Annotated in this window: 10 protein-coding genes; 6 read left to right on the top strand and 4 right to left on the bottom strand. The window is 72.1% G+C overall.

Annotated elements, in window-relative coordinates:
* Positions 1–35 precede the first annotated feature (35 nt).
* Both ACFUJY_RS01360 and ACFUJY_RS01355 read right to left on the bottom strand, forming a co-directional pair.
* Positions 36–1,661: an ABC transporter permease gene (locus ACFUJY_RS01360; RefSeq protein WP_383292745.1), complete on the bottom strand. Its 1,626-nt coding sequence runs from the start codon at positions 1,659–1,661 to the stop codon at positions 36–38.
* Positions 1,658–2,572, bottom strand: coding sequence for an ATP-binding cassette domain-containing protein (locus ACFUJY_RS01355; RefSeq protein WP_383292742.1), 915 nt, complete (start codon positions 2,570–2,572; stop codon positions 1,658–1,660). Before ACFUJY_RS01355 ends, ACFUJY_RS01360 begins: the two co-directional genes overlap by 4 nt.
* Positions 2,573–2,671: 99 nt before the next feature.
* Here ACFUJY_RS01355 and ACFUJY_RS01350 point away from each other — a divergent pair, with 99 nt between their 5' ends.
* A complete protein-coding gene (locus ACFUJY_RS01350) occupies positions 2,672–3,226 on the top strand; it encodes a GbsR/MarR family transcriptional regulator (RefSeq protein WP_383292739.1) in 555 nt (184 codons plus the stop codon).
* A gap of 13 nt (positions 3,227–3,239) precedes the next feature.
* Here ACFUJY_RS01350 and ACFUJY_RS01345 read toward each other — a convergent pair whose 3' ends face one another.
* On the bottom strand, positions 3,240–4,091 hold the full coding sequence (locus ACFUJY_RS01345; protein ID WP_383292736.1) for a diacylglycerol kinase: 852 nt from the start codon (positions 4,089–4,091) through the stop codon (positions 3,240–3,242).
* Positions 4,092–4,277: 186 nt separating this feature from the next.
* Here ACFUJY_RS01345 and ACFUJY_RS01340 point away from each other — a divergent pair, with 186 nt between their 5' ends.
* The 4 genes from ACFUJY_RS01340 to dnaN all read left to right on the top strand — a co-directional run bounded on the left by ACFUJY_RS01340 (position 4,278) and on the right by dnaN (position 9,020).
* Entirely contained in the window at positions 4,278–5,561 is a 1,284-nt protein-coding gene (locus tag ACFUJY_RS01340) for an adenylosuccinate synthase (protein ID WP_073966464.1), read from the top strand.
* 194 nt (positions 5,562–5,755) lie between these two features.
* Positions 5,756–6,646, top strand: a complete 891-nt coding sequence (locus ACFUJY_RS01335) for a glycoside hydrolase family 19 protein (protein ID WP_383293864.1) — start codon at positions 5,756–5,758, stop codon at positions 6,644–6,646.
* Between the two features lie 186 nt (positions 6,647–6,832).
* Positions 6,833–7,729 carry a glycoside hydrolase family 19 protein gene (locus ACFUJY_RS01330; protein ID WP_383292732.1) on the top strand — a complete coding sequence of 299 codons (897 nt, stop codon included), beginning with the start codon at positions 6,833–6,835 and terminating at the stop codon, positions 7,727–7,729.
* A gap of 148 nt (positions 7,730–7,877) precedes the next feature.
* Positions 7,878–9,020 (top strand): DNA polymerase III subunit beta, encoded by a 1,143-nt coding sequence (dnaN, locus tag ACFUJY_RS01325; RefSeq protein WP_383292730.1) that lies wholly within the window; start codon positions 7,878–7,880, stop codon positions 9,018–9,020.
* Between the two features lie 68 nt (positions 9,021–9,088).
* Here dnaN and ACFUJY_RS01320 read toward each other — a convergent pair whose 3' ends face one another.
* A complete protein-coding gene (locus ACFUJY_RS01320; protein WP_383292727.1) occupies positions 9,089–11,329 on the bottom strand; it encodes a protein kinase in 2,241 nt (746 codons plus the stop codon).
* A 142-nt stretch (positions 11,330–11,471) separates the two neighbouring features.
* On the opposite strand from ACFUJY_RS01320, the gene ACFUJY_RS01315 reads away from it, so the two are divergent.
* Positions 11,472–12,188 (top strand): GntR family transcriptional regulator, encoded by a 717-nt coding sequence (locus ACFUJY_RS01315; protein WP_383292724.1) that lies wholly within the window; start codon positions 11,472–11,474, stop codon positions 12,186–12,188.
* The last annotated feature ends 24 nt before the right edge of the window (positions 12,189–12,212 follow it).

Below are 12,212 nucleotides of genomic sequence, written 5' to 3'. Positions count from 1 at the left end.
GGGCGGGCCTCCCCGCGTGCTCGCCCGCCACCGCGTCAGGTCACCAGGTCCCGGCGGCGCAGCGCCGCCAGGGCCGCGGCCACCAGCGCCGCCGACATCACGGTGAGGAGCGTCACCGGCCCCCACTCCATCCCCGCTCCGGGCAGCTTCGGCAGGTGCGTGAACGGCGACGCGTCCATCACCGGCTGCGGCAGGTCCAGGGCGGGCCCGATCCAGCCGAGCGCCAGGCAGAGCCCCACCACGCCCCAGCTCGCCGGCGCGGCCTTCGGTATCGCCCCGTGGAGCAGGGCCGTGACCCCGCCGAGCAGCCAGACGGCGGGCAGTTGCACCAGGCAGGCGCCGAGCACGGCCGGGAGCGCGTGACCGTATCCCGCTGCCAGACCCAAACCGCCGACCACCATGATCAGGGCCGCCCCGCCGAAGGCGATGAGCAGATGGCCACCCGCCCACCGGAGCCGGCCGACCCCGCCCGCGAGCACCGGTTCCGCGCGGCCGGCGGTCTCCTCACCGTGCAGCCGGAGCACCGACGCGGCGATGTACAGAGTGGCGACCGTGCCGAGCACGGAGACCATCGAGGCGAGGAAGGCATCGGTGAGGCCGGACTGCCCGCCCATCCGCTCGAAGATCTCCCGGGCCTTCTCGTTGTCCCCGACCAGGTCGGCCGCCCCGCCGGCCAGCCCACCGAAGACGAAGCCGACCACGGCGAAGGACACCGTCCACCCCAGGAGCGCGCCGCGTTGCAGACGTATCGCGAGGCCCCAGGCGGTGGACATCCGCCCTCGCGCCGGTCCCGGACGCGCGGCCAGGAAGCTCATGCCGACATCCCGGCGCCCGGTCAGCACGTACGCCACGAGGCACTGCACCGCCGCCGCGCCGACGATCACCAGGAGCACCCACCACCGCTCGTCCGCGTACGGCCGGACGTTCTCCGCCCAGCCGAGCGGGGAGAGCCAGGTGAGGAGGGAGGAGCCGTCGTCCGTGGCCGAGTCGCCCGCCGCCCTCAGGACGAACGCAGCACCCACCACCGCCGCCGCGACCCCCTTGGCGAGGCGCCCGCTCTCCGTGAACTGTGCGGCGATCGCGGCCGTGCAGGCGAACAGCACACCGACCCCGGCGACGGCCGACGCGAGCGCCACCGCCCCCGTGCCCCCCGCGCCCGAGCCGGCCATTCCGGCCGTGATCACCAGGGCCAGACCGGCTTGGGCGATCACCGCCGCGAGCAGTGCGGCGGTGAGCGGGGCACGGCGCCCGACCATCGCCGAGGAAAGCATTTCCTGGCGGCCCGTCTCCTCCTCCTCGCGTGTATGGCGCACGACGACGACCAGACTCATCACCGCTGCCAGCGCCGCGCCGAAGGCGAGCATGCGCCAGCTGACCAGCCCGCCGACGGAGTCGTCGAGCACGGGCCCGTACATCGCGCGCACCGAGCTGTTGCCGTTCATCGACGCGGCGAGTTCGGCTCGCTGGGCCGGCGTTTCGTAGAGCGACGAGATGGACGTACCGACCGAGGAGAAGGACCCGCCGAGGACGAGCACCCAGACGGGGATGACGATGCGGTCGCGCCGCAGGGCGAGCCTCAGCAGGGGCCAGGTCCCGGTGAGCTGCCCGGTGGACGCCCGGGGCCGCGCCCCGGCCTTCGCCGCGAGGGGCACGGCGGTCATCGCGTCACCACCTCCGACGACTGCCCGGCGTCCGCCGCGTAGTGGCGGAGGAAGAGCTCCTCCAGCGTGGGCGGGGTGCACGTCAGCGAGCGGACGCCGGACGCGGAGAGGGACTTGAGGACGGCGTCCAGCCGGTCCGTGTCCACCTGGAGCGAGATCCGTCGCCCTTCGACATCGAGGTCATGGACCCCGGCGAGCCGTGTCAGGCCGTCCGGATCGCGTATCAGCTCGGCGCTGATGTGCGTCCGCGTCAGATGACGCATGTCCGTCAGTGAACCGGTCTCCACCGTCCGGCCCTGGCGGATGATGCTGACCCGGTCGCAGAGCGATTCGACCTCGCTCAGGATGTGGCTGGAGAGCAGCACCGTCCGGCCGCGCTCGCGCTCTTCGGCCACGCAGCTCTGGAAGACCTCCTCCATCAGCGGGTCGAGCCCGCTGGTCGGCTCGTCCAGGATCAGCAGGTCGACGTCCGACGCGAAGGCGGCGACCAGGGCCACCTTCTGGCGGTTGCCCTTGGAGTACGTCCGCCCCTTTTTCGTCGGGTCGAGCTCGAAGCGGTCCACGAGGTCCGCGCGCCGGGCCCCGTCGAGGCCGCCGCGCAGCCGCCCGTACAGGTCGATCACCTCACCGCCGGAGAGATTGCGCCACAGCGTGACGTCCCCGGGGACGTACGCCACGCGCCGGTGCAGCTCGACCGCGTCGTGCCAGGGGTCGCGGCCGAGCAGCTGGGCCGCACCGGAGTCGGCTCTGAGCAGCCCCAGCAGGACCCGGATGGTGGTGGACTTCCCCGACCCGTTCGGGCCGAGGAAGCCGTGGACCTCACCGGTCTCGACGGTCAGGTCGAGCCCGTCCAGCGCTTGAGTCCGGCCGAACGACTTGCGCAGTCCGGCCACGGTGATTGCCTTCGTCATGATTTTGAACGTACGCTACTTTCACAACTTTGTGAAGTTAAGGAACCGTATAAACTCGAAGGAGTGACACGCGGTGGCGTACGGAGGGACAGGAGCGGGATGAGCGGCGAAAACGCGGAGGAGAGCGCGGGCGAGGGTGCGGTCCGGGGCCCCGGGGACCGGGACGCCGAGGCGGTCGCGCGGTTCGTGGAGCGGTTCGCGTCCGAGATGACCGAGGCGGGGATGCAGCGCATGGCCTCACGCGTCTTCGCGGCCCTGCTCGCGGACGACGACGCCTCCATGACCTCGGCGGAGCTCGCCCTGGCCCTCCAGATCAGCCCCGCCGCCGTATCCGGCGCGATCAACTACCTCACGCAGGTCAGCATGGTCGGCCGCGAACGCGAACCGGGCTCGCGCCGCGACCGGTACCGCCTGCACAACGAGATCTGGTACACCACCTTCGCCAGCCGGGACCAGGTCCTCACCCGCTGGGAGCGCACCCTCAAGGAAGGCGCGCGCACCCTCGGCGAGCACACCCCGGCCGGCGCCCGGATCGCCGAGACGGCGGCGTTCTTCGAATTCCTGCAGGCGGAGCTGGAGGGGCTGATGGGCCGCTGGAAGGAGCACCGCAAGACCCTCGACCTGCCGGCGGGCAGCACCGGCGCGGGCACCTGAGCCCCCGTGCCCGCTACCCCGTCGGGAGCATGAGCCCCCAGGCCCCCGCCCGGACCGTCCACGTCCGGGTCCGCACCGGTCCCGCGACCTGTAGGTCCGCCCGGTAGCGGAAGTCCGCCCCCGAGACGGTGACCGCCTTCGCCTCCGTGGTGACCGGGGCGGTGTCCGGGGCGTCGATCGTCACGGCGGCCAAGCCGTCGTCGCCGCAGCCCGACGTCACCGTCACGGAGGCGACCGGACGGTCGAGGTCGTTCAGCACGACGCCGTCGGCCTCCACGCGCAGCCGGTGCGTCGGCGGCACGGCAGGCGGTTCCGGAGGCGCGGGGCGCACCAGGGTGCGGACCAGCGAGCGGCAGGCGTCCCAGACGGCGGACACGCCCGAGCGGTCGGCCCCGGTCCCCGGGGCTCCGTTCAGCGCGGGGATGCGCAGTGCGCCGAGGACCACGCCGTCGCTGTCGTCGACGAGCAGGTCGAGACGGCGCACCGCCCCGTCCAGCGCCGTGCGCGCCGCCGCCACGGCGCCGTTCGGCACGCCGAGCGAGTGGGCGAGTTCCAGCGCGCCCGCCGCGCCGACGGGGACGAGCGACAGCGCGCTCATGGCGGGCTCCCGCTCCCGGTGCAGCAGCGACACGGCGCGCCGCAGCGCCCGGTCGTCGCCGATCACCACCGGCCGCCGGCCGCCCCGGCGGGACAGGGCCCGGGCGAATTCCCCGGGGCTGTCCGGGAGGCAGATCTTGGCGTGCGAGCCCGCGCTCAGCACGTCCTTCGCGATGCGGACGGACTCGCCGTCCGTCCGGCGGGCGACCGGATCGATCACCACCAGCAGGTGGGGCGCACCGTTACCGGGGGGCTGGGCAGCCGACACCTCGGTCCTTCCTCGGGTAGCATCTTGGTGCAAGAGCCCCTTGCGCTATTGCGCCAGGGGTTTCGTCTATTCCGGGGCACCCGGTTCGACGGTTCGGACTGTGCCGTACAACGACGTACGGCATGTACGGCGTTTTCGTACGCCCCCTGACCTTGGACATGCCCCGCCCGGAAGGGGTGTACGCCTGTGCCCGCACTTGTGCTGCTCGGTGCTCAGTGGGGTGACGAGGGCAAGGGAAAGGCCACCGACCTCCTCGGTGGATCCGTGGACTATGTGGTGCGCTACCAGGGCGGCAACAACGCCGGCCACACGGTGGTCGTCGGTGACCAGAAGTACGCACTGCATCTCCTCCCCTCCGGCATCCTGTCACCGGGATGTACCCCGGTCATCGGTAATGGTGTCGTCGTCGACCCGGCGGTCCTGCTCTCCGAGCTGAGTGGGCTGAACGACCGCGGCGTGGACACGTCGAAGCTGCTGATCAGCGGCAACGCTCATTTGATCACCCCGTACAACGTCACCGTCGACAAGGTGACGGAACGGTTCCTCGGGAAGCGCAAGATCGGTACCACCGGGCGCGGTATCGGCCCGACGTACGCCGACAAGATCAACCGGGTCGGCATCCGCGTCCAGGACCTCTACGACGAGTCGATCCTGGAGCAGAAGGTCGAGGCGGCCCTGGAGCAGAAGAACCAGCTTCTGGCCAAGGTCTTCAACCGGCGCGCCATCGAGGCCGGCAAGGTCGTCGAGGACATGCTCCAGTACGCGGAGCAGCTCAAGCCCTACGTGGCCGACACGACGCTCGTCCTGAACAACGCCATCGACGCGGGCAAGGTCGTCCTGTTCGAGGGCGGCCAGGGCACGCTGCTCGACGTCGACCACGGCACGTACCCGTTCGTGACCTCCTCGAATCCGACCGCGGGCGGCGCCTGCACCGGTGCCGGCGTCGGTCCGACCAAGATCAGCCGGGTCATCGGCATCCTCAAGGCGTACACGACTCGCGTCGGTGCCGGCCCGTTCCCGACGGAGCTGCACGACGAGGACGGCGAGGCGCTGCGGCGGATCGGCGGCGAGCGCGGTGTCACCACCGGCCGTGACCGCCGGTGCGGCTGGTTCGACGCGGTCATCGCGCGGTACGCGACCCGGGTCAACGGCCTCACCGACTTCTTCCTCACCAAGCTGGACGTGCTGACCGGCTGGGAGCAGATCCCGGTGTGCGTCGCGTACGAGATCGACGGCAAGCGCGTCGAGGAGCTCCCGTACAGCCAGACCGACTTCCACCACGCGAAGCCGGTGTACGAGATGCTTCCGGGCTGGTCCGAGGACATCACCAAGGCGAAGACGTTCGCCGACCTGCCGAAGAACGCGCAGGCGTACGTGAAGGCGCTGGAGGAGATGTCCGGCGCCCCGATCTCCGCGATCGGCGTCGGCCCCGGCCGTACCGAGACCATCGAGATCAACTCGTTCCTCTAGGCGTACGGGTGCACGGGAGGGCCGGGGCGGCGGTTGAGCCCCGGCCCTCCGGCGTGTGCGCGCCCGAGGCGATCGTCTGGTCTAGACCTTGACAGGTCCAGACCAGCGGCGGTTGGGTGCAGGGATGCCCGCACGGCCTGCCCGCCGAGGTGTGCGGCGCACCATGCCCGTCCTCGTCGAAGGAGTGAGCAGCGCTGAACCGCATCAAGAGCATCCTGACCGTACTGAGCGCGGTCGTCGCCACGGCGGCCTTCCTGCCCGGCGCCGCCACCGCCGCACCGGCCGCATCGGACACCACGGGCTCCACGTCGTGCGCACCCCTGTGGAACTCCTCGACCGCCTACACGGCAGGCGGCACGGTCTCGCACCACGGCCGCAACTGGACGGCCAAGTGGTGGACGCAGAACGAGAACCCGGGCGCCACCACCGTCTGGACGGACGCGGGCGCCTGCACGGGAGGGGTTTCCGACTTCGTCATCAGCGAGGCGGAGTTCGACGAGATCTTCCCCGAGCGTGACCCCTTCTACACCTACCAGGGCCTGATCGACGCGCTGCACGCGTATCCCCGCTTCGCCAACACCGGGACCGAGGAGACGCGGAGCAGGGAAGCCGCGGCATTCCTGACACACGCCGACTTCGAGTCGGTCGGCCTGCGGTATGTGAAGGAGATCAACGAGGCCAATTACTGGATCAAGTGCGACTACAGCCAGCCGTTCGGCTGTCCGGCCGGGCAGTCCGCCTACTACGGGCGCGGGCCCATCATGTTCAGCTGGAACTTCAACTACAAGGCGGCCGGAGACGCGCTGGGCCTCGATCTGCTCAACGACCCCTGGCTGGTGGAGCGCGATCCGTCCGTCGCCTGGCAGACCGCGCTCTGGTACTGGAACACCCAGAACGGTCCCGGAACCATGACCTCCCACGACGCCATGGTCGGCGGGGCCGGCTTCGGTGAGACCATCCGCTCGCTCAACGGCTCGCTGGAGTGCAACGGCGGCAACCCCGGCTCGGTGCAGGCCCGAGCGGCCAAGTACGAGCACATCACGGATGTCATCGGCGTCAACCCGGGTTCACATCTGACCTGCTGACGCCTTGCGGGCCCCGGGGGCGGCGCGATCCGCGCATCGTGGACAGTCCCCGGGGCCCTGCGGTCGAAGGGGTTCCGTCTTTTGGTCTAGACCTTGACAGGTCCAGACCAGCCGCGCTTGAGTGGCGGCAACCCCCCACAGCGGTGCGCCGCGACGACCGGTGCGCCGCGCCGAAGGAGTGTGCAGATGTTCCGACGCCTCATGGGCCTGCTCGCCGCGCTGGGCGCGGTCGTCGCAGGGCTCGTCGTACTCCCCGCCACCACCGCATCGGCCGCCGACTGCGCGGCCGCCTGGAACGCCTCGTCCGTGTACACCGGCGGCGCCGCCGCCTCGTACAACGGGCACAACTGGACCGCCAAGTGGTGGACGCAGAACGAGAAGCCGGGCAGCTCGGACGTCTGGGCCGACCAGGGCGCCTGCGGAAGCGGCGGCGGCACGGACCCGGGCGACCCGGGCTCGTCCTCGGGCTTCGTGGTGAGCGAGGCGCAGTTCAACCAGATGTTCCCCGGCCGCAGTTCCTTCTACACGTACAGCGGGCTGGTCGCCGCGCTGGATGCCTATCCGGGCTTCGCCAACAGCGGCAGCGACACCGTGAAGAAGCAGGAGGCCGCGGCCTTCCTCGCCAACGTCAGCCACGAGACCGGCGGACTGGTGTACATCGTCGAGCAGAACACCGCCAACTACCCGCACTACTGCGACAGCAGCCAGCCCTACGGCTGCCCGGCGGGCCAGGCCGCGTACTACGGGCGCGGCCCGATCCAGCTCAGCTGGAACTTCAACTACAAGGCCGCGGGCGACGCGCTGGGCATCGACCTGCTGCACAACCCGAACCTGGTACAGACCGACGCCGCCGTGGCCTGGAAGACCGGCCTCTGGTACTGGAACACCCAGAACGGCCCCGGCACCATGACCGCCCACAACGCCATGGTGAACGGCGCCGGCTTCGGTGAGACCATCCGCTCCATCAACGGCTCCATCGAGTGCAACGGCGGCAACCCCGCCCAGGTCCAGAGCCGCATCGACAAGTACCAGGCGTTCGTGCAGATCCTCGGCACCACGCCCGGTTCCAACTTGAGCTGCTGACCAGCGCTTTCACCGGCAACTTCACTCGTGTGGGGGGCGCCTCCGGCCGTGCCGGCGGAGGCGTCCCCCGCCTCGTTGTCAGTGGTCGCCTCTAACGTCGCAAGTGTCGGGACCGCAGGCGGTCGGCGCGCGAGGAGAGGTCAGCACGATGGAGTTCCGGATCGAACGAGGCGAGCTGGCGGACGCCGTCGCCTGGGCCGCCCGCGTGCTGCCCACCAGGTCGCCCGTGCCCGTGCTGGGCGGGCTGTTGCTGGAGGCGACGAACGACAGACTGAGCATCTCCGGCCTGGACTACGAGGCGTCCGCCCGCATCGAGGTCGCGGCGCGGACCGAGCGGCCCGGCAAGGTCCTGGTCATGGGCCGCCGGCTGCTCGACGTGTGCAAGGTGCTGCCCGAAGGGCCGGTGGAGTGCGCGGTCGAGGGCTCACGGTTCACGGTGACGGGCGGCGGCGCCGGATTCGGTCTGTCCGTCCTGCCGCTGGACGACTACCCCGCGCTGCCGCCGCTGCCCGAGATACTCGGTGAGGTGGACGGGCAGGAGTTCGCGGCGGCCGTCGCCGACGTGTCGGTGGCCGCCGGCCGGGACGACACCCTCCCCACGCTCACCGGAATCCGCCTGGCGCTCGACGGCGAGCGGATGACCCTCGCGGCCACCGACCGCTACCGATTCGCCGTCCGTACGCTCGACTGGCGCCCCACGGGCCACGGCACCACCGCCGACGTCGTCGTCTCGGCCCGGCGGCTCAGCGAGATCGCCCGCTCGGTCGGCACCCGCCCCGGTACGGTCCGCCTCGCCCTGGACAGCGGTTCGGCGGGCTTCGAACGGGAAGGCATGCGCACCACGGTCCGGCTGCTCGACGGCCGGCTCCCGCGCCACGACAAGCTGTTCGTGCTGAGCGGACCGGTCAAGGCGGTGACCGAGCGCGAACCGCTGGTCGAGGCGGTGAAGCGGGTCGCCGTCGTGGCGGACGGCGACAGCCCGCTCCAGTTCGCGTTCACCGGGGACTCCGTCCTGCTCCAGGCCGGGTACGAGGACGACGTGGCCTCCCAGCGCCTGCCCGCCGCGCTCCTGGGCGCCGACGAGATCGCCGTGGGCTTCAACCCCGCCTATCTGATGGACGCGCTGGCCACATTCGACAGCCCGGTGGTCCGGTTCCAGCTCATGGGCCAGGGCCAGCGCGCCATGATCACCGGGCACCAGGACCATGAGGAAGCGGCGGCAGCGGTGGACGGGCCGGGGGACACGGGCCACCAGCACCTGCTCATGTCACTCCGGCCGCTGATCCAGTGAAACCGGCGGCGGGGCCGGGCTGGGGGCGACAGTGCGAGCGCACCGGTGACCTCGCCGGGCCGCATGCCTCAGCCGGACTTCGTGTAGGTGAGCTTCTCGCCGCTCGACGTGTTCTCACGGCTCAGACCGCCGTCCGGGAGCAGGGTGAGCGTCGTCGGAGCGCCCGGGGAGCAGGAAGCCGCAGGTTCTCCCTCGGTCACGATGGAGGGGCCGATGCTGACGGACTCGCCTTCGACGGCCTCGGCGGTCAGGGACGCTTCGAAGACGCAGTGGTAGGTGCCGCCGCCGGCGAGGGGGCCCTCGGCGGTCAGGGTGAGGACCGTGTCGCCCACCTCGCCCTGGCGGATGACGAGTTCACGGGTGGAGTGGCCGGTGTTGTTGTCGATGCTGCCGGACCACGAGCCCAGGTAGCCGTCGGGGACGCCGCCCGCCTCGCCGTTGTCGCCGTCGTCGGGCGAGGGGTCCGGGGAGACGTCGGGAGAGGGGGACTCGTCGATGGCCTGCGACGGGGTGGGCCCGGCCGAGTGGCTGGGCTTGGCCGTGGGGGTCCCGCCCTTGTCGTTCATGAGGGCGTAGACGGACCCGCCGGCGCCAACGGCCACCAGGACGGCGACGAGGATCAGCGCGATGGTCGAGCCGCTGCTCCTGCGGGCCGGCTCGGGAGCGGGGGCTGGATGCTGGGCGCCGGTGGGGTAGCCGGGGCCGTACGGGGGAGTGGCGACCTGGCCGGGCTGCTGCGGGTAGCCGTACGGGTAGCCGTGGTCCGGACCCGGCTGCTGGCGGTAGCCGTAGGACTGGCCCTGGCCGGGATGCTGTGGATAGCCGTACCCCTGGCCGGGGCCGGGCTGCACCGGGTGGCCGTAGCCCTGGACCTGCTGCGGCTGGGCGGCCTGGTGCGGGTAGCCGTAGCCGGGCGGTGGGGTGACCGGGGGCGGCCCGCTCGGCGGCGTGGCGGCGGCCGTGGCGGGGAGCGCGTGGACGGAACCGGGCTCGGGCTGCCCGGGGGACGGGAGCGGGGCGGTCGGGCCGGTGGGGGCGTCGAGGACCTCGGTCGCCGGCTCGGCGACAGGCTCGGCACCCGGGGCGGCCGGGGCACCCGGGGCGCCGGAGGGGGCGTCGGCCGGGGCGCCGCTCACCGCGTCGGCCGGGGAGCCCGGCTTGGTGAGGGGGACCGCGCCCTGCGGCTGCCCGACTCCGGGAATCGGGGCGGGACCCGTGGCCCGGGCCGGGTCCGGCACGGCGTCCGTCGGTGCGCCGCCGGCCGGCACCGCGTCGTTCGGTACGTCACCGGGTTCCGCCGCGTCGGCCGGCCCCCCGCCGCCCGGCACAGCCGCGTCGGCCGGCCCGGCCCCGCTGCCCGACCTCGCCGCGTCGGCCGGTACCGCGTCCTCGGGGTCCTCCGAGTCGAGCAGTTCGACGGCGTGGCGGCCGAGTTGGGCGAGGAGCGCACCGGGAAGCCACGGCTCCGTGCTGTTGTCGCCGTCGGCCAGGAGCGCCAGGATGTCGTCCGTCGACGGCCGGGCCTGCGGGTCCTTGTGGAGGCACCCGCGAATCAGGTCGTCGAGGCCGGGCGTGACCCCGGTCAGGTCCGGGTCCTCCTGCGCGATGCGGAACAGCAGGGCGTGCATCTCGTTGGCCGCGGCGCCGAAGGGGAGCCGGCCGGTCAGGGCGTACGTCAGCACCGACCCCAGGCAGAACACGTCGCTGGCCGCGCTCACCCGCTCGCCCCGCACCTGCTCCGGCGACATGAAGCCGGGCGTGCCGACCAGGGCGCCGGTGCGGGTGAGACCGCCGTCGGTGACGGTGTCCAGGGCCCTCGCTATCCCGAAGTCGATGACGCGCGGGCCGTCGATCGTGAGCAGGATGTTGGAGGGCTTCAGGTCCCGGTGGATCAGGCCGGCCGTATGGATGGCCTTCAGGGCGTGAGCCAGACCCGAGCCGAGAACACGGACGGACCGCTCCGGCAGGGGGCCGTAGGCGCCGGAGACCGGGCCGCCCGAGACGGTGGCGTGGAGGGAGGGCCCCGCCACATACCCGGTGGCGACCCACGGGACGTCGGCCTCGGTGTCGGCGTCCAGGACGGGCGCGGTCCAGGTGGAACCCACCCGGCGGGCGGCCCGCACCTCCTGGCGGAACCGGTCGCGGAATTCCTGCTGTGCGGCCAGTTCCTCACGTACCAGCTTGAGCGCGACGGTACGGCCGCGGTCGGACCGGGCCAGATACACCTGGCCCATCCCGCCCGCGCCGAGGCGCCCCAGCAGGCGGTAGGCGCCGATGCGCTGTGGATCGGTGGACCCGAGCTTCTCCATGGTGTGCGGCCTCCCCCGTACGACAACACGCCGGACGGGGACGAGAATAGCGGCGTGGGCCGCCCGGCCGGGGCCCTCCGGGGCGCAGGACCGGTGCGACCCCGGTCTAAGGTGACCCGGAACCGAATGGGGGAGGGGCGCCATGTGCGCGAGCGGAGCCGTCACCCGCAGCACCCTGCGACAGCAGATCGCGGACGCGCTGCGCGACGAGGTGCTCGCCGGGCGTCTGCTGCCGGGGCGGGAGTTCACCGTCAAGCAGATCGCCGAGCAGTACGGGGTGTCCGCGACGCCCGTCCGCGAGGCGCTGTTCGACCTGTCCGCGCAGGGCCTGCTCGAATCCGACCAGCACCGCGGATTTCGGGTGCACCAGTTCACGGTCGAGGACTACCGGGCGATGGTGGAGGCCCGCGCCCTGGTCATGGACGGGGTCATCCGGGGCGTCTTCCACGAGCCGGTTCCGGACCGGCGTACCGACTACCGGGACGCGCTCGTCTCCGTGCGCCGCCGGGCCGAGGAGGCCGCCCGCGCGGCGCGCAGCGGTGACCTGGACATCCTCATCGGCTACGACCTGCGCTTCTGGCGCGAGCTCGGCGGGCTCATCGGCAACGGCTACATCAGCGACTTCCTGCACCGGCTGCGCGTCCAGGCATGGGTGTTCGCCGTGCCGTACCTGCGGGGCGACGCCGACCTGCGGGACTGGCTGTGGAACGGCCACGCCGAATTGGTCGCCGCCATCACGCACCGGGACCGCGAAGCCCTGCGTGCGGCGATAGACGGGTACAACGGCCATGCGCTGAGCTGGGCCGACCGCCTGGCCGGGATGGAACCGTCCGCGGGGGAGACCGAGGGGCACGCCTGAATCCCCGGTGCCGTCGCCGTCCCG

Origin of the sequence: Streptomyces sp. NPDC057249 (assembly GCF_042669245.1) — a bacterium.
Lineage (GTDB): Bacteria > Actinomycetota > Actinomycetes > Streptomycetales > Streptomycetaceae > Streptomyces.
The sequence above is the reverse complement of the archived record's forward strand: the minus strand, read 5'-3'. Positions and strand labels throughout refer to the sequence as shown.

Excerpts from the sequence above, each read along its gene's own strand:
- ACFUJY_RS01350 (WP_383292739.1), top strand. The coding sequence starts at position 2,672 with ATGAGCGGCGAAAACGCGGAGGAGAGCGCGGGCGAGGGTGCGGTCCGG.
- ACFUJY_RS01330 (WP_383292732.1), top strand. The coding sequence starts at position 6,833 with ATGTTCCGACGCCTCATGGGCCTGCTCGCCGCGCTGGGCGCGGTCGTC.
- ACFUJY_RS01315 (WP_383292724.1), top strand. The coding sequence starts at position 11,472 with ATGTGCGCGAGCGGAGCCGTCACCCGCAGCACCCTGCGACAGCAGATC.
- ACFUJY_RS01355 (WP_383292742.1), bottom strand. The coding sequence starts at position 2,572 with ATGACGAAGGCAATCACCGTGGCCGGACTGCGCAAGTCGTTCGGCCGG.
- dnaN (WP_383292730.1), top strand. The coding sequence starts at position 7,878 with ATGGAGTTCCGGATCGAACGAGGCGAGCTGGCGGACGCCGTCGCCTGG.
- ACFUJY_RS01320 (WP_383292727.1), bottom strand. The coding sequence starts at position 11,329 with ATGGAGAAGCTCGGGTCCACCGATCCACAGCGCATCGGCGCCTACCGC.
- ACFUJY_RS01360 (WP_383292745.1), bottom strand. The coding sequence starts at position 1,661 with ATGACCGCCGTGCCCCTCGCGGCGAAGGCCGGGGCGCGGCCCCGGGCG.